This window comes from Psychroserpens ponticola, assembly GCF_023556315.2.
GTDB lineage: Bacteria > Bacteroidota > Bacteroidia > Flavobacteriales > Flavobacteriaceae > Psychroserpens > Psychroserpens ponticola.
Map to the genome: position 1 here is coordinate 3,629,679 of NZ_CP116221.1, position 21,604 is coordinate 3,651,282.

Below are 21,604 nucleotides of genomic sequence, written 5' to 3' on the forward strand. Positions count from 1 at the left end.
TCAATTAAAAATTTTTATAGTTGTTTTAAAAATAAATTTTTAGCAACATTTTGAGAAACGACCACTTCAGAATTATTCAATTTTATTTTAACAGAATTATCAAAAGGTTCTTTATAAAGTAATTCAATAATGGTACCTAAACCAATTTTATTACTATCTAAATATTGTAAAAAACTAGTAGATGTATCTTCAACTCCAATGCATTTATAGGTTGTTCCAACGATAGCTTGAGACAAGGTGATTTTTTCAATTTTATTAAACTTACCATCCTTATCTGGTATAGGGTCTCCATGAGGATCGTGAGTAGGAAATTTTAAAAAGGCATCAAGTTCGTTTATAAGTTTTTCAGATTTAATATGTTCCAAATGTTCTGCTATTTCATGTACCTCATCCCATGTAAAATTTAATTTATCAACTAAAAACACTTCCCAAAGTCTATGTTTTCTAACAATATTAACCGCAACTATAATTCCACTATTAGTTAATTTAACACCTTGATATTTTTTATAATCAAGATATTCTTTTTCAGCTAATTTCTTAACCATATCTGTAACAGATGAAGCTTTGGTTTTTAAAGCTTCTGCAATTGCATTGGTGTTTACCATTTCTTTCCCATAGACTCCTAAATGATAAATTGCCTTAATATAATTCTCTTCTGTTAATGTAAGCATGTTCTGTTATAAAAATTATTATCAAAGGTAAAGTTTATATTTTTAATAATTAATTTTTAGATCAATCTAAAAATTAATTTATATTTGCTTAAAAATTAATTAAGATGAAGCGAATATTTGTTTTATTTTTACTAGTAAACTCACTACTTGAAGCGCAGAATTCATATACTATTCAAGGTCGAGTATTATCTCAAAATGAAGGGCTTCCATTTGTAAGTGTCTATTTAAAAAATTCAAATCTGGGAAGTACAACTGACGAAAATGGAAACTTTAAAATCTCAAATGCAACTTCAGGAAAACACGAGATCATAGCTTCTTTTGTAGGCTATAGAACAGAAAAAAAAGCCATAATACTTTCAGAAAATTTAAATGGTCTGATTTTTAATTTAGAAATTGATAGTTCACTAGATGAAGTGGTCATCACTGGTACACTTAAACCTGTGAGTCGTTTAGAAAGCGCTGTTCCTGTTGAAGTGTATTCTCCTGCTTTTTTCAAAAAAAACCCTACTCCAAATATTTTTGAAGCACTACAAAATGTCAATGGTGTTAGACCTCAACTTAATTGTAATGTTTGTAATACAGGAGATATTCATATTAATGGACTAGAAGGACCTTATACACTTGTCTTAATTGATGGCATGCCTATCGTAAGTGGATTATCTACTGTTTACGGATTATCTGGAATTCCAAATTCTTTAATAGAACAAGTAGAAATCGTCAAAGGTCCAGCCTCCACCTTATATGGAAGTGAAGCCGTTGGAGGCTTAATAAACATCATTACAAAATTACCAGAAAATGCGCCAATTGTATTTGCTGACAGCTTCATTAATACTTGGGGAGAACTTAATGTTGATGCTGGTTTTAAAACAAAAGTCGGTGAAAAAGCTACACTTTTATTCGGTACAAATTATTTCAAATTTAATAATCGTGTAGATAATAACAATGATAATTTTACAGATCTTACACTACAGAATCGCATTTCTATTTTTAACAAATGGGACTTCAAACGAAAAGAAAATAGAACTTTTTCATTAGCTGGACGCTTTTTTTATGAAGATCGTTGGGGAGGAGAATTACAATGGAATCCTAGTTTTAGAGGTGGTGATGAAGTATATGGCGAAAGCATATACACGACTCGTTATGAACTGCTTGGGAAATACCAACTGCCTATTGATGAAAAAGTAAATTTCCAATTTTCTTATTCTGATCATGATCAAAATTCGGTGTATGGCACTACACCTTATTTGGCAAAACAACGCATTGGATTCGGTCAGTTGGTTTGGGATAAGCCGCTTAAAAATCATGACCTTTTATTTGGAACAGCCATTCGGTATAATTATTACAATGACAACACAACAGCGACTTTAAGCGCTGATGAAGTCACAATTCCATCTCTCTTTATACAAGATGAAATTAAATTAAACGAAAAAAACAACCTACTGCTTGGTTTGCGATATGATTATGATAAAAGACACGGATCAATTATAACTCCTCGAATGGCCTACAAATACAAACCTACTCCTGATGATATTATTAGAATAAATGCTGGCACAGGGTTTAGAGTCGTCAATTTATTTACCGAAGAACATGCTGCTTTAACTGGAGCAAGAGATGTAATTATTGAGGAAGAATTAGAGCCTGAACAATCTTATAATATCAATGTAAACTATCTAAGAAAACTTTACACAAAAAAAGGCATGATATTTACTTTTGATGCTTCAGTTTGGTACACCCATTTTACAAATGCTATAATTCCAGATTATGATACAAATCCAAATCAGATTCTTTATGATAATCTAGATGGTTATTCAACTTCTAAGGGAATCAGCTTAAATATAGACGCTGTTTTAGCTAACGGAATTAAAGGGAGTATTGGAGCGACATATCAAGATGTTACACAAACCGAAAATGATAATACTACACAACAAATACTAACTGAAAAATTTACTGGCACTTGGGCATTATCTTATACACACCAACCTACAAAAATCACAATTGATTACACTGGAAATATTTATGGTCCAATGCGATTGCCAACACTTGGTGGTTTAGATCCTAGACAAGAATATTCGCCTACTTGGAGTATTCAAAACATACAGTTTACTTATGATGCCATAAATAATATTGAACTTTATACAGGAATAAAAAACCTTTTAAACTGGACACCAAATAAAGGAAATCCTTTTATTATTGCAAGAGCTAATGATCCTTTTGATGAAAACGTAACTTTTGACCCTCAGGGAAATGCTATAGCTACAACTGAAAACCCATATGCTCTAACCTTTGATCCTTCTTACGTTTATGCACCAAATCAAGGCATTCGTGCGTTTTTTGGATTAAGATATACACTAAAATAAACTGATGATTTTTTAGTACTTTCACATTAAATTAATTACAATGAAAAAACTACTTGCTGTATTAATATTAATTACCTCCTTTGGCTGTAAAAACAACACTCAATCTACTGCTAATGGAAAACTAAATGTAGTTGCAACAACTTCAATGATTACAGACTTGGTGGCAAATATTGGTGGTAACAATATCAATATACAAGGCTTAATGGGAAGTGGTGTTGATCCACATTTATACAAAGCAAGTGAAGGCGATGTTACCAAGTTAGTTAACGCAGACATTATTTTTTACAATGGTTTACATCTTGAAGGCAAACTTGTAGAGGTGTTTGACAAAATGGGAAGTCAGACGAAAACACCAATTGCTCTCGGTGAAGAATTAGATAAAAACACCTTGATTGGTTCAGATTATTTTGCATCTAATTATGATCCGCATGTCTGGTTTGACATAAATTATTTTAAGCAATTTGCTAAAAAAGTAACTCAAGTACTTTCTGAAAAAGATCCTGAAAATGCAGATAACTATAAAACTAATGCAACCACATATATCAATAAATTAAATACACTTCAATCAAAATTGAAAAGTATTATTAAAACGCTTCCAAAAGAAAAAAGAGTATTAGTAACTGCACATGATGCATTTAATTACTTCGGAAAGGCTTATGACTTTGAAGTTGTTGGATTGCAAGGCTTATCTACAGCTACTGAAGCTGGAGTACAAGATGTTCAAAAATTATCAGCATTCATTATTGATAAAAAAATCAAAGCTATTTTTGTTGAAAGTTCTGTTCCTAAACGAACTATTGAAGCTTTGCAAGCAGCTGTAAAATCTAAAGGTCATGATGTCTCTATTGGTGGTACTTTATATTCTGATGCATTGGGAACTACAGGAACTATTGAAGGCACTTATATTGGCATGTTTGAATATAATGTGAATACGATTGTGAATGCATTAAAATAAAGGTTGCGATGTCATTCAGAAGGAGGCACGACTGAAGTATCTATCAGGATTTTTTTTTAAATTCTTCGCTTTGCTCTGAATGTCACAAAACAACAAATAATTATGAAACAAAACATAGCAGTACAAATAGATGATTTAACAGTAGCTTACAACTATAAGCCTGTACTTTGGGATATTGATTTAGAAATTCCAGAAGGTGTACTCATGGCTATTGTTGGTCCTAATGGCGCAGGAAAATCAACACTTATTAAAGCTGTTTTAGGAATTTTAAAACCCATTGCTGGTAGTGTTTCTATTTACGGAAAATCTTATAAAAAACAACGATCTTTAGTGGCTTATGTGCCACAGAAAGGAAGTGTTGACTGGGATTTCCCAACAACTGCACTTGATGTTGTTACAATGGGAACATACGGAAGTTTAGGATGGATAAAGCGTCCAAGACAAAAAGAAAAGAAAGCGGCTTTAGAAGCATTAGAAAAAGTTGGCATGCTGCCTTTTAAAAACAGACAAATTAACCAACTATCTGGTGGTCAACAACAGCGTATTTTTTTAGCTAGAGCGTTAGTGCAAGATGCTTCTATATATTTTATGGATGAACCTTTTCAAGGTGTAGATGCAACAACAGAAATCGCAATAATCAATATTTTAAAGGAATTACGAAAAGCTGGAAAAACGGTTATTGTGGTTCATCACGATTTACAAACGGTTCCTGAATATTTTGATTGGGTTACATTTTTAAACGTTAAAAAAATAGCTACTGGTCCAGTTAAAGACATCTTCAATGATGATAATTTGACCAAGACCTATGGTATTAATTATAAAGTAAGTATTCAGGAATAATGAATATCCAAGAATATTTTTCTCTAGTCTTCACAGACTACACTCTAAGAACCATCACACTAGGAACTGCTATTTTAGGTGCTGTTACTGGAATGTTAGGTAGCTTTGCTGTACTAAGAAAACAGAGCCTATTAGGTGATGCTATTTCTCATGCTGCGCTTCCTGGAATTGCTATTTCATTCCTTATTACTGGAGCAAAAGACAGCAATACCTTGTTACTTGGCGCATTAGTAAGTGGATTGATTGGCACGTTTTGGATAAGGGGAATTATTACCAAAACACATCTTAAATCTGATACTGCTTTAGGTCTCATTTTATCTTTGTTCTTTGGCTTCGGAATGTTATTACTAACATTCATACAAAAACAACCTAATGCTAATCAAGCTGGACTTGATAAATATTTATTTGGTCAAGCAGCAACACTTGTTGAAAGTGATATTTGGTTGATGGCAACAGTAACTGGAATTTGCTTTTTCGTACTACTACTTTTTTGGAAAGAATTTAAAATTTTATTATTCGATAAAGAGTATGCAAAAACACTCGGTTTCAACACTAAAGTTATAGACATCCTAATTACAAGTTTTATTGTTTTAGCAATTGTTTTAGGGCTTCAAACCGTTGGTGTAGTACTAATGAGTGCTATGTTATTAGCTCCAGCTGCAGCTGCTCGACAATGGACAAACAGCCTTGCTAAAATGGTGTTTTTAGCTGCAATATTTGGAGCGTTTTCTGGCGTTTTGGGAACCGCAATTAGTGCTAGTCAAAATAACCTTTCAACTGGACCAGTAATTGTTATTGTTGCTGCTGTTTTTGTATTAATTTCTTTTATATTTTCTCCAAGTCGTGGATTGCTTTTTAAACAAATTCGATTTATAAAAAACAGACGTGATTTAGAATTGCATAAGACTTTAGCCTTTATGTATCATATTGCTGAAACACATGAAAACACCTCTCATCCTCATGAAATTAAAATCTTAAATAATTTTCATGGATTTACAAAAGGTACTTTAAAAAAACTTGTTGAAAAAAATTATGTGACGCTTCAAGGATCTACTTGGAGTTTAACTAATGAAGGATTTAAATCGGCTTCGAATTTGTATAATCAATTAACAAAACAAGATGAGTAATGCTCAAATAGAAATACAAATCATTGCAAGTCTTGTTGCTATTGCTTGCGCTATTCCAGGTACATTTTTGGTGCTTCGGAAAATGGCGATGATAAGTGATGCTATTAGTCATTCTATATTGCCAGGAATTGTGATTGGCTTTTTTATAACACAAGATTTAAATTCGCCATTACTCATTCTTCTTGCAGCTTTAACTGGTGTGATTACTGTTGTTCTAGTTGAGTATATTCAAAAAACAGGACTGGTAAAAGAAGACACAGCTATTGGATTGGTATTTCCTGTCTTATTTAGTATTGGTGTTATTATGATTGCTAAAAATGCTAATGATGTCCACTTAGATATAGATGCTGTATTACTAGGTGAATTAGCATTTGCTCCTTTTGATCGTTTACTAATTTCTGGAGTTGATGTTGGTCCGAAATCATTATGGATTATAGGAAGTATTCTCCTAATTACAATCGCGTTATTATTTGCCTTTTTCAAAGAATTAAAACTAAGCACCTTTGATAAAGGTTTAGCAGCTTCACTTGGATTTTCACCAATTGTCATTCATTATGGATTGATGACTGTATCTTCAATAACAACGGTTGGAGCTTTTGATGCCGTTGGTGCAATTTTAGTCGTTGCCTTAATGATAGCTCCTGCTGCTGCTGCATACTTATTAACTACAGACCTTAAAAAAATGCTAATCTTGTCTATTATTTTTGGTGTTTTTAGTGCAATTTCTGGGTATTGGTTTGCGCATTGGTTAGATGCTTCAATTGCTGGTTCAATAACAACAATGCTTGGTTTATTGTTTTTAACTGTCTATTTATTTGCTCCTAGTAAAGGTATTATTGCTGTAATGTACAGAGAAAAACAACAACGAACTGAAGTGTCATTACTAACATTTCTACTGCATTTAAAAAATCATGATGATGAGCAAGAACGTCATGTAAATCATTTAAATGAACATATCAATTGGCAAAAAGTAAGATCAAAAACCGTACTAGATCTAGCCTCAAAAAACAATATGATTGAAATCGATAATAATATTGTATCACTGACGTCTAAAGGCGATGAATTTACTACACAAGCCATTGATTATATCATTACCAATGAAGATTCCCAAATTGAAGACATGAAGGATGATTTCTTTCTGTTTAGAGGATAGTATATTATCCAAAAACTATCCTATTTTAACTTTTAGATGTCAATTCCACATAGAATTATTGTGAGTTTATAAAATAAATTATCTATATTTATAATTGGTTAACCAAACTGGTCTACCAATTATATCAATATAAATACCTGTTTTATGTTTCAAAAACTACACTTCTGCATTTCTTTAATCGTGTTAATGCTTTTTTCGAATACAACATTTGCAACCGATTATACAGTAAATTCTGCTGATGAATTTAATAACCTTACGCTACAGCCATGTGATGTTGTAACATGGACTAATGGCACGTATTCAAATCAAGAAATTGTTTTCTCAGGCATTGGTGAGTCTGGAAGTCCGATTGTATTGAAAACAGAAACACCTGGAGGTGTAATTTTCACAGGAGAATCTAAACTGAATATGTATGGTGAGTATCTTATTGTTGATGGCTTTTATTGGAATGGAGGTATAGGTTTTAATAACCATACTGAATTTAGGAGAAGTGGTTCAGATACCGACTTTGCAAATAATTGTATTCTACGAAATTGTGCTTTTAATAATTTACAACCTGAAGACCCAATAGATGAGCCAGATGCTAAAAGTAGATGGATCGTGCTTTATGGTTCTAACAACACCATTGAACACTGTTCATTTCTTAATAAAGACACAACAGGTGTATGCATTTTGGTAGAATTAGAATATCACAATGGAAACCCCGTTAATCATAACATACAAAACAATTATTTTTACAATGTTTCACCAAAAGATGGTCGTGAAAATTCTGGTGATTCTGAAGGAATAAGGATTGGGTCAAGTTCAGAACAAACCGTAAATGCAAGCTTACTTGTAGAACACAACTATTTTCAAGAAGTAGATGGTGAGAACGAAATTATTTCAAATAAAAGCCTTGGAAACACATTCCGAAACAACACATTTAGAAACTGTAGAGGTTCATTAGTACTAAGACATGGTGCTCAAGCTTTGGTGGAAGGCAATTATTTCTTAGGAGAGAATAAAGAAAATTCTGGTGGTATACGAGTCTCTGATCAAGACCATATTATCATTAATAACTACATGCAAGAATTAGATAATGCATCTAGTATATACAATAATGGAATTACTTTAATGGGTGGAGACACTGCTTCAGGTGGCACAAGTAATGGTTATCAAACCGTAAGTAATGTATTAATCGCATTTAATACAATATATAATTCTGATGATCCAATTCATTATAATGATGAAAAAGGTAATAATGTGCCGCAAGGCACAATAGCTAATAACCTTATTTACAGTACTAACGGAAATATTGTTACTGGAGATATTGCTAATATTGGAGGAGGAATGAACTATGATGGTAACATATTTGGAGGCTCAACAATAGGGATTACAGATCCTGGAATCACAGATACAAATGGAGATTTTACAGCAAATGGTGAACTGTTTAAGCCTAGTACTACTGGTCCAGCTGCAAATACTGCATCAGGTACTTATAACCAAGTTACATTAGATATAGAAGGATATAATAGACCTGTAAACACTAAAGACGTTGGTGCACACGAAATTATTGGTGCTACAGGTATTGCAACAAACCCAATTCCAATAGAAGATGCTGATGTTGGTAACGGAATTGGTGTTTGCTATTTAAATGCTCAGGAAATGCCCTCATCTAGTTCTTGCCCTTTAATAGAATATGGAACTAATTGTGCACCAATTCAAGTTACAGGTGTTGAAGTGAATCCAGAAATGACAAGTCTTGAAATAGGTAACACACAACAATTAACAGCGACTATAATACCTTCTAATGCGACTAATATTCAAGTGACTTGGTCATCTAGTGATGCTTTAATTGCAACAGTTAACACTAACGGTTTGGTTACTGCAATGAGTCCAGGAATAATAACAGTAACGGTTACTACAGTTGATGGATCACATATAGATACAGCAAGCATAGAAGTTTTAGAGCCTCTTACACCACCAGATTGCGTTCAAGGCACCAACCTTTCATTATCAGCAAATGTGGTTAGTTATTCAGCCCAGCAGACTGCCAATCCTGCAAGTAATGTTATAGATGGAGATTCGGGTAATCGTTGGTCTGCAGAAAACTTTCCTCAATCCATGGTTTTTGATTTAGGTGATGGTTTAAACGTTAATGAAATTAATTTATATACATATCAAAATCGTGATTACCAATATTTAGTAGAAGGCTCTGAAACATCTGCAACATCAGGATTTGTAACACTTGTAGATAGACAAACAAACACTGCCACGACAACAGTATTCAATGATACTTTTGATTTAACAGTAGTAAGGTACATTCGTTTAACAGTAACTGGTGCAGCCACATATACTGGACCATGGGTTTCAATTGCTGATCTTGAAGTTATTTGTGCTGGTTCAAGTTTATCTGTTTCTGATCATCACATTGACAATAAAATCAAAGTGTATCCAAATCCGTTTAATTCTGAAATACATCTGGATATTCCTACAGATGAAGTCAATACTATTTCTAAAATTAAACTTATTGATATCACAGGCAAATTGATACAAGAGGAAAGTATTATTTCTAATTTAATGTCTATAAAATTCAATTACAACCTTTCGAAAGGCTTGTATTTTATACAAATTTTAGACACAAATAGTCAAATACTATATACACAGAAAATGATAAAAAGATAACTGTTTTAACTACTTTTTTAAAAGAGTTCTACCAGTAATCCAAAAGAGTTCTGATTCGTAAAACAATAAAGATGTTTCTATTACTCGATCTGACTTATCTCTAGGTGACTTAGATATAAATCGTGCTTTAGTAGCATTAAAATTTAATTGGTGTGTACTGTCAATATCACTATTAATTGCAGTAAAATAAATAATGTTTTTATCTGAAACCCAAGTTCCTTTTGCATATTTGTTTCGTTCAGGAGGGATTCCATTGTCGTGCCTATCGTATTCGTGAAACTCAAATGTTCCATTTTGGTTAAGAGTAAGTTTGTCAATAATAAGAGCATTACTAGCCTCCAACTTCATTTCATATGTACCAATGAGACTATTTATAAAAGCAATTTCTGGAATGTTAAGTGTTGCGCTATCTTTGATGGTCTCCGAAAACACCTTTTCAGTTTTATCTATAACGGCTTGCGGTTTCTTTTTAATAGATATCGAATCTAAAGGAAACCTAACGAATTCTGATTCTTTTACTTTCACTCTTTCTGTTTGATCCTTCAATTCTTGAGACGTAATTAGAGTCTTTTCTTTTGAAGATATTTTAATTATATCGACACCAACAACTGCTGAATCCTTTAAAATTTTTATTTCTCCCTGTTCTATTTCTTCTACTAAATCCGTATTTGAAATTACAACCGTATTACTTTCTGTGATAGGTTTAGAAGTTTTAATTTGTGAAGCCTTAAAGAAAGTCATCCAAACTAGTAATAGAACAACTATAAATGACAACGATATACCAGAAATTTTTAACCACCTAAATTTATAGTATGATTTTTTTGCGGTTTGAATTTCTTGCTTTAATCCTGCGCGTTTTACCCCTTGAATGAGTATTAATTGTTCTTTATACAAGTCTTGAAACTCTAAATCTGTTTGTAATTGGTTTTCAATAGTTTCTATTTCATCATGATTAAGACTTTTATCTAAATATTTATGGATTAATTCTATATTTTTTATATCTGTTTTCATGTTTCCTGATGTTTAGGATTGAGCCGCTTGTTGATGGTTTTGATAAATTGCTCGTGCTTTAGATAAGCATTTGTACTTCTGATTTTTGGCGATTTTTTCTGATGAAAATTGCATCACTGTAGAAATCTCTTTAAATGACATACGTTGGTGGTAAAACAGTAATAAGAGTTTTTTACAGCGTTCTCCTAATTCAAAAAAAGCGTATTCAGCTAATTTGAATTGTTCCTCATCTTGAATAGTTTCAATAATGATTTCTTCATTTTCATTTAATTGATTTGAAATTATCTTTAATTCCTTTTTTTGCATATCGCTCCAAATAAATCGAGAAACTGAATACAAATAGGTGTAAAATGATGATGTAAGTGTAAAATCGGTTTTTTCTAAATTTCGATACAGAATGATTAAAGATTCTTGAAAAACATCTAATGCATCTTGCTTTTGTCCACCTTTAGAAAGTATTACGCTTTCAATTCTAGGATACAATTGATAAAGTTTCGCAAAGGCTTTTTCACGCTGACCATTTTTAAAGCACAGCAAGATTTTTTGATCGTTCATAGAGCTATTCAAATTTCATTTCAAGAACTATGCAATATTTAATTCCAGTATTTTCTCATTCTTGTTTTGTTTGAAAAGTATTCTGAAATCATTGATATTACATTATTTGAAGTTTTACCAAAAAATAGTGGATTGCAATTAGAAAACATGAAATTAGAGAATATTTTTCTTCTAGTTAATTTTGAAATATATTACTTTCAATAAAAAAGGAGGTATTTTATAAAATGCATAACAAAAACAATTAATTATTCCCGTTTTTGTATAAAGGCATGGTTCCCCAAACAAGTCTCAAGGCTTCTTCAGAACCAGGTTCAACTTTCAATTCTGTTCGGCATACCTCAATAATATCATTAATTCTGTTTTCAATTATTTTATAATCATTAACTTCTTTTCCTTCGAATACTATTTTTACATCTATATTATCTTTAAAAGCAAAAAATACTTTTTTTACTACATAAGATGACTTTTCTGTATTGCTTAAAACCGTATATTCCATAAGCATTGAATCAAATGGTGCGTCGTAATCATCATATTCAGTATTACCATTTTTCATAGGAAATAGCCATATTGTAACGCCATCTCCAATTTTATTTTCATTTTTTATCCCATAATATGCATAATCAATAAATGAAAAGCCTAAATTATTAAGTTTTTCAAATTGACGATTTTGAGCGGGAAATTTTGGATCTTCAGAGCCCGTAATTAAAAACAGTTCTCCAAATGTTGGTTTATTCGATTTAAAGATAAATTCAATATAAATTCCCTTCGTTGCCATTGTTTTTAATTCAGCTGAAGATTTTTCGTTTAACTCTTTTTGTTCTTGAAAACCAAAAAGAAATACTGTGAGTATTATTAGGCTTAAACTTCTCATAATGTTTTTTAGTTTGTTTTTGACGTATTAGTAACTTGCTATACTTATTAATGGTCAAAAGCTAAAAAGGTCTCCTAAAATTATTCGATTATTTTATTGCAAAAAGAAAACCGCAAATAAGAAAGATTAGTGTTTTGTAATCAAATGACGTTATTTAATAATTACTTTTTTAGTAATAACACCAAGTTCATTTGAAGCCCGAATAAAGTAAATCCCAGAAGCTTGATTTATATTTTTAAGAGACACAGAGCTATTATCTAAACCTATTCGATTAGAAATAGTTTGTACAACTCTACCTGAAACATCTAATAATTGAATTGTAATGGATTCAGAATTTAAATTAAATACACTTATAGTACTTGTAGCATCTATTGGGTTTGGAGATACAGTAAAATTAAATGCATTAGTATTGAATTCTTCAACAGACAACACACCTAAATCCACAAAAACGACACTGCTTCCCATTGGAATTCCCATAATCCCTGTAGCCTTGTTTATACCAATATCTGCAGGATTACTCAAAGAAGGTGTGCTTACTGTTTCTGGGTTTTCAAAATTAGAATCGTACTTTGTTATTCTATCTGGTGTCCAAGAAGATACATAATAATTACCAGCTGCATCATCATCAATTCCATCAATATTACTAAGAGATGTTGTTATAATTGTTGATACTTGATTGTTGGATAAATCCACTTGTTTAATTTGGGCATTGCTATTCCAAGACGTATAAATCAAACGATTATTGTCACCATCATATAAAATACCATTTGGAGTATTTTGAGTATTTGCAACAATTTGAGTTGTAACTGGACTAGCAAAATCTGAAAAGTCAATGCTATAAATTTCATCTTGACCAAAATCAGTAACATAAATAGTATGCACACCATCACTTGTCATTCCGTTTAAAAAAGAGGCTCCAGAAATTGTAGCTATCGTTACTTGTTGTTCTGTAGTTAAATCGTAACCTACAATATTAGACCCTTGAACACCAAAAACGGTATTTCCCATAACTTCGAGCCCAAAAGACGCTCCTCCAGTTCCAAAATAACTGAGATTACCTTGACCATCATCACTAATTATCCTGCTTCCGTTAGAGACTAACCATCGATCATTGATAGGATCATACTCTACACTTTCAGCTCCAGAGTAACTTTGGGAAAAGGAAAAACAAAATGTAAACAACAAAATAGAATAAGTAATTGTAAGCTTCATAGAATTGCATTTTTTTATAAAAATAGGAAATAGAAATTTATTCAATATTTTACCTCGCACAATTCACACAAAATAAGCTTTGTGGTCTTATCAATATTCTACCTAATGGGTTGGTTTCTTGGTGTTTTAAAGAAAGTACAAATCATCATCATTAATTTTAGAAAGCACAGTTTTTAATGCGTTGTTTTTGCTTTCAGATTAACGTAGAGACGCTTCAGTAGTTGAAATCTCATCTAGTATAGTTGTTTTTACATGTGCTATATCCAAAACGTATAATTGTGTAATTCATCTAAAATAAACGATTTAAATGAAAGTTTTGCTTTTATTGTCGACTATAATACCCTTAATCTATTAATATGGAACTTATTGAATACATAACAGGTAAAGGCGGAATAATGATTCTTGGCCTAATTGCAATAGCTGCATTTATCTACAGAAAATATAAGGAAAAACGTTATTTTAGAGATATAGAAAAACGGATAAGTAAAAGAAATCAAAATACTTAAAACCCTCTTTCTTTCTGCAATTGTTCGTAAGCTTTTTGAACTTGTCTAAATTTTTCTTCAGCACCTTGTTGATGTTCCTTTCCTAAATGAATTACTTTATCTGGATGGTATTTTTTAGCCATTTTTCGATACGCTTTCTTAATCTCATCTACTGAAGCACTTTTAGTAATTTCTAAAATTTTATAAGCATTATCACTGCTGTTATAAAACATGGCTTTAATACTTTCATAATCACGTGAACTTATGCCCAAATAACCACATATGGTATAGATTTGTTTCACCTCAACTTCAACTACTATGCCATCAGATTTAGCTATTCCGAAGAGAAAATGAACCAATTGTAAACGTGACGAATGGTCCATCATTTGCTTAATTTGCATGCATACTTTTCTGGTTGGAATTTGTTGCTGACTAATATTTTTGAACAATCGAAATGCATGATTAGCACGTTCTTTACCATACATACTTACAAACTGTTGTCTTACAAAATCTAATTCTTTTTGATCTTGAATCCCATCAGCTTTAATGACAACTGAAGCCAAAATAAGTAAACTCACTTCAAAATCTCCAGATTGTGTTTGAGAACGCTGTGTTTGTTTCCCATAATTAGGCCTCTTATTATGCGTTCCTCGAGATTGCTTTCTAGATGTTTGTCCATCACCTAATAAAAAGCCGCCTTGTTGCGCTGTGCCATCAATTAAACTACCAATCGCTAATCCTATAATAGCACCAATTGGTCCTCCAAAAGACCATCCTAAAGCACCACCAATCCATTTTGCAAAACTCATGTATGTGTTTATTTTTAATTAAATCAAATATACTACAGTTAGTATATTTTTATCAACATTTGTTACTGAATTTATATATAGAAAACCTAAATAGCTTCATTGAAACTGCCAACTGAAGACTTAATACAACACAGTTATTTTACGTATCTTTGCAATCTAAATATTAATCTTATAAAATTAAATATATGTATCCAGCAGAATTGGTAAAACCCATGCGTGAAGATTTAACTAACGTTGGTTTTGAAGAATTACATACATCAGAAGCTGTTGAAACCGCATTGAGCAAAGAAGGAACAACTTTAATCGTTGTAAATTCAGTTTGTGGTTGTGCAGCAGCAAATGCTCGTCCAGGAGCAAGAATGAGTTTACAAAATGCTAAGCGTCCAGATCATATTGTCACTGTTTTTGCAGGTGTTGACAAAGAAGCTGTTGATGCGGCAAGAGCACACATGGTTCCATTTCCTCCAAGTTCGCCAAGTATGGCATTATTCAAGGATGGCGAATTGGTTCACATGCTAGAACGTCATCATATTGAAGGTCGACCAGCAGAATTAATTTCTGAAAACCTTGTAGATGCTTACAACGATCATTGCTAGAAAACCTAAAATTATTATAGAATTAAAAACCACGATTAAGTCGTGGTTTTTTTATGACATTAAATTACATTTGTTAAATGAGAAAACTATTGGCTTATCCATTAACAGTATTATACTTGTTTGTGTTTGGAATGACTTTGCTCATTTTTCATCCAATACAATGGATTTGTTTTAATGTTTTCGGTTATCAAGCTCATAAAAAAAGTGTTGATGCGCTTCAATTTTGCCTTGTAAGATGTTTGCATATTTTAGGAACGCGTTTTACTTGGAATAATCCTCATAAGATTCCAAAAAACAAACCTTTAATTATAGTGTCAAACCACCAAAGCATGTACGATATTTCGCCAATTATGTGGTTTATGAGGCAGCACCATATTAAATTTGTTAGTAAAAAGGAACTTGGAAAAGGCATTCCAAGTGTGTCGTATAATTTACGTCATGGTGGTTCGGTTTTAATAGATCGAAAAAATCCGCGTCAAGCTTTACCTGCAATGCTTGAATTTGGAACATATATAGAAAATAACAATCGTACTGCAGTTATCTTTCCTGAAGGCACACGTAGTAAAGATGGGCATCCAAAACCATTTAAAACAAAAGGAATGGAGTTGTTATTTAAAAAAGCGCCTTCAGCATTAGTGGTTCCTATAACTGTAAATAATTCATGGAAAATGTTGCGTTATGGAAAGTTTCCAATGGGAATTGGAAATCACTTAAAGTTTACAGTGCATGAACCTGTTGAATTAAATACAGTTAAGGATCAAAAAGAACTCATAAAAAACATTGAAACAACCATCATTAATGCTATTGAGCATTAATACTAAAACCTAAATTAATGTCCCATAAAAATATAAGATTAGAAGTGATGCATCACCTAGAAAAAGATGTTGATAAACTTATCGAAAAATACCTTATTCCTATTGAAAAAATCTGGCAACCAACTGACTTCTTGCCAAATACTGAAAACGATAATTTCTTAGAAGAAGTGAAGGAAATAAGAGAATTATCTAAAGAATTACCATATGACTTTTGGGTAGTTTTAGTAGGTGATATGATAACTGAAGAAGCGCTACCAACTTATGAGTCTTGGTTAATGGACGTCGAAGGCGTTGGTCAATCGGAACGAAATGGTTGGTCAAAATGGGTGAGACATTGGACTGCAGAAGAAAACCGTCATGGAGATGTTCTTAATAAATATCTTTATTTATCAGGACGAGTAAATATGAAAGAGATTGAAAAAACAACACAATATCTCATTGCTGATGGATTTGATATAGGAACAGGACAAGATCCATATAAAAATTTTGTTTATACAAGTTTTCAAGAATTAGCAACTTACATTTCCCACAATCGTGTAGCAAAAATTGCTAAAGAAAAAGGCAGCAAACAGCTTTCTAAAATGTGTAAAATCATTTCAGGCGATGAAATGAGACATCATCATGCATATTCTGAATTTGTAGATCGTATTTTTGATGTTGATCCTAGTCAAATGATGATGGCTTTTCATTTTATGATGAAGCAAAAAATTGCTATGCCAGCTCATTTTCTTAGAGAATCTGGAGATAAAATCAGTACCGCATTTGAAGAGTTTTCAAATACAGCACAACGTATTGGTGTTTATACTTCTTTAGATTATGTTGATATTTTACAAAAACTAATTGATCGTTGGGATATTGGTAACATTAATAACCTTACAGATGAAGCAGAGAAAGCTCGTGATTATCTAATAAAACTTCCATCTAGAATGATACGCATAGCAGAGCGAATGAAAATCCCTGAAAACTCTTTTCAATTTAAATGGGTAGAACCAGCTGTATTGAAATAAATTATTACAACACATAAAATTCCTTTCTTAAACTGAAAGGAATTTTTAATTTTAGATTATGTATACTTCCGAAGAAATTATAGAAAAAACGAAAGACTTCGTTAAAATCACACTCGAAAATGCTGAAGGTGGTCACGATTGGTTTCATATTGAACGTGTTTATAAAAATGCACTACTCATATCAAAAAAGGAAAATGTAGATCTGTTTATTGTATCCCTTGGAGCTTTATTGCATGATATTGCTGATAGTAAATTTCATAATGGAGATGAAAGCATAGGTCCACAAAAAGCTAGAGCGTTTTTATTAGATATAAATGTTGATTCTGAAGCTATTGAACATGTTGTGAAGATTATTGAAAACATCTCTTTCAAAGGCGGAAATGTTTCTCAAAATTTTTCATCTGCTGAATTAGATGTTGTACAAGATGCAGATCGATTAGACGCGCTTGGTGCAATTGGCATCGCAAGAACATTTAATTATGGTGGTTTTAAAAATCGTAAATTATATGATCCTTCAATAGAACCCGATTTAAATATGAATAAAGAAGCCTATAAAGCTTCTAAAGCACCAACTATTAATCATTTTTATGAAAAATTACTACTTCTAAAAAATAGAATGAATACAAAAACAGGAACTCAAATAGCAATAAAGAGACACAATTATATGAAATCATTTCTGCAGCAATTTTATTCAGAATGGAATGGAGAACACTAATTTACTTCTCTTTTACAATTTCTAATACTGTTATTGTTGTAGTATTCACAATTGTTAGAATTTGTTACTGATTAACTAAAATGATACTCAAATGTTATTCGGTTTATCTTTTAATCTAAAAAAACTTAATGAACCATTAATTTTAATTCGCCTCTATATTTAGATGCACTTTTTCCAGTAAATTCCTTGAATAATTTATTAAAATGCGAAAAATTATTAAATCCACATTCATAACTTACATCTGCAATACTCATTTGACTTTCCGACAATAACTTTGTTGCATGTACAACGCGATATTCATTTACAAGCTTAGTGAATGTTTTTCCTGTTACTTTTTTAAAATACCTGCAAAAAGCTGGAACAGTCATACTTACTTTATCAGCAATTTCATCTAAGGTAATATGTTGTGTGAAATTTTGATTTACATATTTAAAAATGATATCAATCCGAGCGCTATCTTGAGGTTCAGCCTCAAATGCAAAACCATCAGCATTTAAAATCGTATAGTCTTCAGATTTTGCTAAACCATGTAAAATTTCAAGTAGAACCAATATCTTTTTGAAACCTTCTTTTTCAGAAAGTTTTTCAATTTTCTTACCTATTTTTTGTTTCGTTTTCACACCAAACAAAATGCCACTTTTAGAACGTTCAAATAAATTACTAATGCCTTCCATTTCTGGAACATTAAAAAAATAATCTCCTAAAAACTCTGGTCTAAACTGAACAATGGTTTCACTTCCATTTATTGTAAGTCGATCTGTAAATCCGTTATGAGGTAAATTGGCTCCAATAAGTATTAGTTGACTATTATTAAAGTATGATAAATGATTTCCAATATGTCGCTTTCCTTTTCCTTTATTAACATAAACCAATTCAACTTCAGGATGAAAATGCCAAAAGGGCTTTTTTTCTCCCATATAAGCCTCTTGCTTCATAACCTTAATAGAACTCCCAAACTCTGGGCTTATTTTTTCTAATGTAGGCTTTCTTATGCTCATAATTCTTTCTTTAATACAAAGTTAACTGTAAATGAATTTCAAAAGTATGTATAATTATCAAAAATGTATCCTAAATTAACCAATTATTTGTTTTCATTAGGTGATTGTGATAATTTAGAACACATATGTGCCAAAATGGATGTTTTCTAAAGACCTAAAGCAGTATAGATTTGTACCCATAATCATAAAACCCAAACATGATGAAAACAATTAAAAAAATGACACTAATAGTATTAATGTTAGTAACAACATTAAGCTATGCAGGCAAAAGAAAAATTAGATCTTTTTCAAAAGTTACTATGGTCGAATTTGTTAATGCAAAAAAAGGGCAAGAACTTTTAGTAAAAGATAAGTATGGATCAGTTCTTCACTCAGAAACTGTTAAAGATAATGGAAAGCTTTCTAAGTGGTTTGATTTAAACGAACTTGAAAATGGAAATTACTCAATTGAGTTAGAGAAAGATTTTGAAATAATAGTCAAATCATTTGAAATTAAAAATAATGAAGTTCTATTTTTAAAAAACGGTGAAACAAAATCATTTAAACCAGTAATAAAGACTAAAAACAATAAATTATTGGTATCTCAATTGTCTTTAGAATCAAATCCTATACATGTAGAAATCTATTATGAAGATTCACTTATATATACTGAAACTTTACAAGGTGAAAAAACTTTAAATCGTATTTACAGCCTTTCAAAGGCTGAAAGAGGTGACTATCATACTGTTATAAAAACAAATAACAGAACCTTTGTTAAATATTTTGAATTATAAAACAAATTCAAACGAAATACAAAAAGCCATCAGTTGATGGCTTTTTGTATTTAAAATAGTTTCATCTGACCATATTTATAAACGTCATGCAGTTCAGTATTTAATTTGGGCATTGATTTATTTTTAAAATATTTTAAGCGAGCCAACTTAATTAAATCATTAATGTGTTTTGCAAATTCTCCTTCACCTTGCATTCGTGTTCCAAATCTAGAATCGTTTAATGTTCCTCCATGACAATTTTCAATTTGATGCAATACTTTTTCAGCGCTATCTGGTAAGGTTTTTTGTATCCAATCTGTAAAAATTTCTCCAATAGCACCATTTAATCTCACAATAGTATGCGCCATAGTTGATGCTCCAGCTTCAGAAGCTGCTTTTGCTAGAGACAAAATTTCATGACTATTAATTGAAGGTATGATTGGTGCAAACATCACGTTTACCGGAATTCCGTTTTCACTTAATTCTTTAACAACTTTTAGTTGTTTTTTAATAGTTGCTGTTCGTGGTTCTAAAATTCTTCTAGTCGCTTCAGAAAGAGACGTTATAGAAATATTAACACTAATCAAATTATCTTTGGCTAAGGCTTTAATAATCTCTAAATCACGAAGTATTAGTGCGTTTTTGGTTATAATTGAAACAGGATGTTTATATTTTAAAAACACTTTCAAGCAAGCTCTAGTGATTTCAAATGTTTTTTCTGCTGGTTGGTAACAATCTGTATTTCCAGACATGACTATTGGATAAGCTTTCCAACTTTTTCGTCTTACAAAAGCTTCTAATAATATTGGTGCATCCTTCTTTACTAAAATTCGACGTTCAAAATCCAATCCAGCACTAAATCCCCAAAATTCATGACTATTTCTTGCATAACAATAGACACAACCATGCTCGCAACCTTGATACATATTCATAGAATATGCCATTCCGACATCTGGACTAGCGAGCTTATTCACTATTGTTTTAGGAAAAACCGGTAAATATTGGGTTCTATTTTGATCTGGTTCTTCGCCTTCCTTTGCACAATATTCTAAAAAATCATCTCGTTGTTCATGGCTTAACTCAAAGAAACGGTTATGAACATTTTTTTGAGCACCACGACCTTTTACACTATCTTTTTTAAACATATTTCATAATTTTTTGTAAAATTACAAAATACCAAATTTCAAACGACAACTTAAAATTTTGGTTATCAACAAAAATAAAAATATTATTTTCCTGGGAAGTCTGCTTTTCTTTTTTCTAAAAATGCAGTAGTTCCTTCTGTGAAGTCATCTGTACCGAAACATTTTCCAAATTGTTTAATTTCGGTTTTATAACCATCAACGCCATCTTTAAAGTTCGCATTAATAGATTTGATAGCCGCTTTAATTGCTACTGAAGAGTTTCGCATGATTTTACTTGCAATCTTTTCACAAAGTGCTAACAATTCCTCTTGTTCAACAACATGATTTACCAATCCGTAATTTAAGGCTTGATTGGCATCAATCATACCTGCTGTCATCACCATTTCCATTGCGCGACCTTTACCTACCAATTGAGGCAGACGTTGTGTACCACCATAACCTGGAATAACTCCAAGAGATACTTCTGGTAAACCCATCTTAGCATTTGAACTTGCAATTCTAAAATGACAAGCCATTGCCAATTCTAAACCTCCTCCTAATGCAAAACCATTAACCGCAGCGATTACTGGAGTCGATAAATTTTCAACAAAATCAAATAACAACTCCTGACCTTTGGCAGCTAATTTTCCTCCTTGTTTGACATCAAAATCTGCAAACTCACTAATATCTGCACCAGCTACAAAAGCCTTTTCTCCACTTCCTGTAATAATAATTACTTTTGTGTCTTTGCTGCTATTAGCTTCATCAAAAGCATCATGCAACTCTTGTATAGTGTCTTTATTTAAAGCATTAAGTTTATTAGGTCTGTTGATTGTAATCGTTGTTATTCGGCTATTGGTAGTCGATAAAATATTCTGGTAGCTCAT

21 protein-coding genes are annotated in these 21,604 nt (G+C 31.7%); 12 read left to right on the forward strand and 9 right to left on the reverse strand.

The annotated features are described in order from the left end of the window. Window positions 1-14: 14 nt before the first annotated feature. The gene (locus tag MUN68_RS15970) at window positions 15-671 is read right to left on the reverse strand and encodes a metal-dependent transcriptional regulator (RefSeq protein WP_249993074.1); all 657 of its coding nucleotides are present in this window, start codon (window positions 669-671) and stop codon (window positions 15-17) included. 104 nt (window positions 672-775) lie between these two features. On the opposite strand from MUN68_RS15970, the gene MUN68_RS15975 reads away from it, so the two are divergent. The 6 genes from MUN68_RS15975 to MUN68_RS16000 all read left to right on the forward strand — a co-directional run bounded on the left by MUN68_RS15975 (window position 776) and on the right by MUN68_RS16000 (window position 9,767). Continuing rightward, window positions 776-3,028, forward strand: a complete 2,253-nt coding sequence (locus MUN68_RS15975; protein ID WP_249993072.1) for a TonB-dependent receptor — start codon at window positions 776-778, stop codon at window positions 3,026-3,028. Between the two features lie 40 nt (window positions 3,029-3,068). Next, window positions 3,069-3,983, forward strand: a complete 915-nt coding sequence (locus tag MUN68_RS15980; protein WP_249993070.1) for a metal ABC transporter solute-binding protein, Zn/Mn family — start codon at window positions 3,069-3,071, stop codon at window positions 3,981-3,983. A 102-nt stretch (window positions 3,984-4,085) separates the two neighbouring features. Further along, entirely contained in the window at window positions 4,086-4,823 is a 738-nt protein-coding gene (locus MUN68_RS15985) for a metal ABC transporter ATP-binding protein (RefSeq protein ID WP_249993068.1), read from the forward strand. Further along, window positions 4,823-5,950 carry a metal ABC transporter permease gene (locus MUN68_RS15990; protein WP_249993066.1) on the forward strand — a complete coding sequence of 376 codons (1,128 nt, stop codon included), beginning with the start codon at window positions 4,823-4,825 and terminating at the stop codon, window positions 5,948-5,950. Before MUN68_RS15985 ends, MUN68_RS15990 begins: the two co-directional genes overlap by 1 nt. Beyond that, window positions 5,943-7,103 carry a metal ABC transporter permease gene (locus MUN68_RS15995; protein ID WP_249993064.1) on the forward strand — a complete coding sequence of 387 codons (1,161 nt, stop codon included), beginning with the start codon at window positions 5,943-5,945 and terminating at the stop codon, window positions 7,101-7,103. Before MUN68_RS15990 ends, MUN68_RS15995 begins: the two co-directional genes overlap by 8 nt. A 144-nt stretch (window positions 7,104-7,247) precedes the next feature. Further along, window positions 7,248-9,767 (forward strand): chondroitinase-B domain-containing protein, encoded by a 2,520-nt coding sequence (locus tag MUN68_RS16000; RefSeq protein ID WP_249993063.1) that lies wholly within the window; start codon window positions 7,248-7,250, stop codon window positions 9,765-9,767. A gap of 9 nt (window positions 9,768-9,776) precedes the next feature. Here the strand turns inward: MUN68_RS16000 and MUN68_RS16005 are convergent, their stop codons facing one another. The 4 genes from MUN68_RS16005 to MUN68_RS16020 form a co-directional block, all read right to left on the reverse strand. Beyond that, the gene (locus MUN68_RS16005) at window positions 9,777-10,778 is read right to left on the reverse strand and encodes a hypothetical protein (protein ID WP_249993061.1); all 1,002 of its coding nucleotides are present in this window, start codon (window positions 10,776-10,778) and stop codon (window positions 9,777-9,779) included. Between the two features lie 12 nt (window positions 10,779-10,790). Next, the gene (locus MUN68_RS16010) at window positions 10,791-11,333 is read right to left on the reverse strand and encodes an RNA polymerase sigma factor (protein ID WP_249993059.1); all 543 of its coding nucleotides are present in this window, start codon (window positions 11,331-11,333) and stop codon (window positions 10,791-10,793) included. Window positions 11,334-11,574: 241 nt separating this feature from the next. Further along, on the reverse strand, window positions 11,575-12,204 hold the full coding sequence (locus MUN68_RS16015) for a hypothetical protein (RefSeq protein ID WP_249993057.1): 630 nt from the start codon (window positions 12,202-12,204) through the stop codon (window positions 11,575-11,577). Window positions 12,205-12,354: 150 nt separating this feature from the next. Then, window positions 12,355-13,416, reverse strand: coding sequence for a T9SS type A sorting domain-containing protein (locus tag MUN68_RS16020; protein WP_249993056.1), 1,062 nt, complete (start codon window positions 13,414-13,416; stop codon window positions 12,355-12,357). Between the two features lie 356 nt (window positions 13,417-13,772). Between MUN68_RS16020 and MUN68_RS16025 the strand changes: the two genes are divergently transcribed. Beyond that, the gene (locus MUN68_RS16025) at window positions 13,773-13,922 is read left to right on the forward strand and encodes a hypothetical protein (RefSeq protein ID WP_249993053.1); all 150 of its coding nucleotides are present in this window, start codon (window positions 13,773-13,775) and stop codon (window positions 13,920-13,922) included. Here MUN68_RS16025 and MUN68_RS16030 read toward each other — a convergent pair. Continuing rightward, window positions 13,919-14,710: a DnaJ domain-containing protein gene (locus MUN68_RS16030; protein ID WP_249993051.1), complete on the reverse strand. Its 792-nt coding sequence runs from the start codon at window positions 14,708-14,710 to the stop codon at window positions 13,919-13,921. The two genes, MUN68_RS16025 and MUN68_RS16030, sit on opposite strands and share 4 nt — an antisense overlap. Before the next feature lie 185 nt (window positions 14,711-14,895). On the opposite strand from MUN68_RS16030, the gene MUN68_RS16035 reads away from it, so the two are divergent. The 4 genes from MUN68_RS16035 to MUN68_RS16050 all read left to right on the forward strand — a co-directional run bounded on the left by MUN68_RS16035 (window position 14,896) and on the right by MUN68_RS16050 (window position 17,843). Next, the gene (locus MUN68_RS16035) at window positions 14,896-15,306 is read left to right on the forward strand and encodes a BrxA/BrxB family bacilliredoxin (protein WP_249993049.1); all 411 of its coding nucleotides are present in this window, start codon (window positions 14,896-14,898) and stop codon (window positions 15,304-15,306) included. Window positions 15,307-15,383: 77 nt separating this feature from the next. After that, a complete protein-coding gene (locus MUN68_RS16040) occupies window positions 15,384-16,121 on the forward strand; it encodes a lysophospholipid acyltransferase family protein (RefSeq protein WP_249993047.1) in 738 nt (245 codons plus the stop codon). 17 nt (window positions 16,122-16,138) lie between these two features. Beyond that, window positions 16,139-17,128, forward strand: coding sequence for an acyl-ACP desaturase (locus tag MUN68_RS16045; RefSeq protein WP_249993046.1), 990 nt, complete (start codon window positions 16,139-16,141; stop codon window positions 17,126-17,128). Window positions 17,129-17,186: 58 nt separating this feature from the next. Then, window positions 17,187-17,843, forward strand: coding sequence for an HD domain-containing protein (locus tag MUN68_RS16050; RefSeq protein ID WP_249993045.1), 657 nt, complete (start codon window positions 17,187-17,189; stop codon window positions 17,841-17,843). A gap of 125 nt (window positions 17,844-17,968) precedes the next feature. Here MUN68_RS16050 and MUN68_RS16055 read toward each other — a convergent pair whose 3' ends face one another. Beyond that, on the reverse strand, window positions 17,969-18,841 hold the full coding sequence (locus MUN68_RS16055) for an AraC family transcriptional regulator (protein ID WP_249993044.1): 873 nt from the start codon (window positions 18,839-18,841) through the stop codon (window positions 17,969-17,971). Between the two features lie 200 nt (window positions 18,842-19,041). Between MUN68_RS16055 and MUN68_RS16060 the strand changes: the two genes are divergently transcribed. After that, window positions 19,042-19,614, forward strand: coding sequence for a hypothetical protein (locus MUN68_RS16060; protein ID WP_249993043.1), 573 nt, complete (start codon window positions 19,042-19,044; stop codon window positions 19,612-19,614). A 50-nt stretch (window positions 19,615-19,664) separates the two neighbouring features. Here the strand turns inward: MUN68_RS16060 and MUN68_RS16065 are convergent, their stop codons facing one another. Continuing rightward, entirely contained in the window at window positions 19,665-20,738 is a 1,074-nt protein-coding gene (locus tag MUN68_RS16065; protein WP_249993042.1) for a PA0069 family radical SAM protein, read from the reverse strand. An 83-nt stretch (window positions 20,739-20,821) separates the two neighbouring features. Then, complete coding sequence (locus MUN68_RS16070) at window positions 20,822-21,604, reverse strand: enoyl-CoA hydratase/isomerase family protein (protein ID WP_249993041.1); 783 nt, start codon at window positions 21,602-21,604, stop codon at window positions 20,822-20,824.

Coding starts and splice junctions, on each gene's coding strand:
- MUN68_RS15985 (WP_249993068.1), top strand. CDS start 4,086: ATGAAACAAAACATAGCAGTACAAATAGATGATTTAACAGTAGCTTAC.
- MUN68_RS15980 (WP_249993070.1), top strand. CDS start 3,069: ATGAAAAAACTACTTGCTGTATTAATATTAATTACCTCCTTTGGCTGT.
- MUN68_RS16045 (WP_249993046.1), top strand. CDS start 16,139: ATGTCCCATAAAAATATAAGATTAGAAGTGATGCATCACCTAGAAAAA.
- MUN68_RS16060 (WP_249993043.1), top strand. CDS start 19,042: ATGAAAACAATTAAAAAAATGACACTAATAGTATTAATGTTAGTAACA.
- MUN68_RS16005 (WP_249993061.1), bottom strand. CDS start 10,778: ATGAAAACAGATATAAAAAATATAGAATTAATCCATAAATATTTAGAT.
- MUN68_RS16065 (WP_249993042.1), bottom strand. CDS start 20,738: ATGTTTAAAAAAGATAGTGTAAAAGGTCGTGGTGCTCAAAAAAATGTT.
- MUN68_RS16055 (WP_249993044.1), bottom strand. CDS start 18,841: ATGAGCATAAGAAAGCCTACATTAGAAAAAATAAGCCCAGAGTTTGGG.
- MUN68_RS16040 (WP_249993047.1), top strand. CDS start 15,384: ATGAGAAAACTATTGGCTTATCCATTAACAGTATTATACTTGTTTGTG.
- MUN68_RS16035 (WP_249993049.1), top strand. CDS start 14,896: ATGTATCCAGCAGAATTGGTAAAACCCATGCGTGAAGATTTAACTAAC.
- MUN68_RS16010 (WP_249993059.1), bottom strand. CDS start 11,333: ATGAACGATCAAAAAATCTTGCTGTGCTTTAAAAATGGTCAGCGTGAA.
- MUN68_RS16070 (WP_249993041.1), bottom strand. CDS start 21,604: ATGAGCTACCAGAATATTTTATCGACTACCAATAGCCGAATAACAACG.
- MUN68_RS16015 (WP_249993057.1), bottom strand. CDS start 12,204: ATGAGAAGTTTAAGCCTAATAATACTCACAGTATTTCTTTTTGGTTTT.
- MUN68_RS16050 (WP_249993045.1), top strand. CDS start 17,187: ATGTATACTTCCGAAGAAATTATAGAAAAAACGAAAGACTTCGTTAAA.
- MUN68_RS15975 (WP_249993072.1), top strand. CDS start 776: ATGAAGCGAATATTTGTTTTATTTTTACTAGTAAACTCACTACTTGAA.
- MUN68_RS16030 (WP_249993051.1), bottom strand. CDS start 14,710: ATGAGTTTTGCAAAATGGATTGGTGGTGCTTTAGGATGGTCTTTTGGA.
- MUN68_RS15995 (WP_249993064.1), top strand. CDS start 5,943: ATGAGTAATGCTCAAATAGAAATACAAATCATTGCAAGTCTTGTTGCT.
- MUN68_RS16000 (WP_249993063.1), top strand. CDS start 7,248: ATGTTTCAAAAACTACACTTCTGCATTTCTTTAATCGTGTTAATGCTT.
- MUN68_RS15970 (WP_249993074.1), bottom strand. CDS start 671: ATGCTTACATTAACAGAAGAGAATTATATTAAGGCAATTTATCATTTA.
- MUN68_RS16020 (WP_249993056.1), bottom strand. CDS start 13,416: ATGAAGCTTACAATTACTTATTCTATTTTGTTGTTTACATTTTGTTTT.
- MUN68_RS16025 (WP_249993053.1), top strand. CDS start 13,773: ATGGAACTTATTGAATACATAACAGGTAAAGGCGGAATAATGATTCTT.
- MUN68_RS15990 (WP_249993066.1), top strand. CDS start 4,823: ATGAATATCCAAGAATATTTTTCTCTAGTCTTCACAGACTACACTCTA.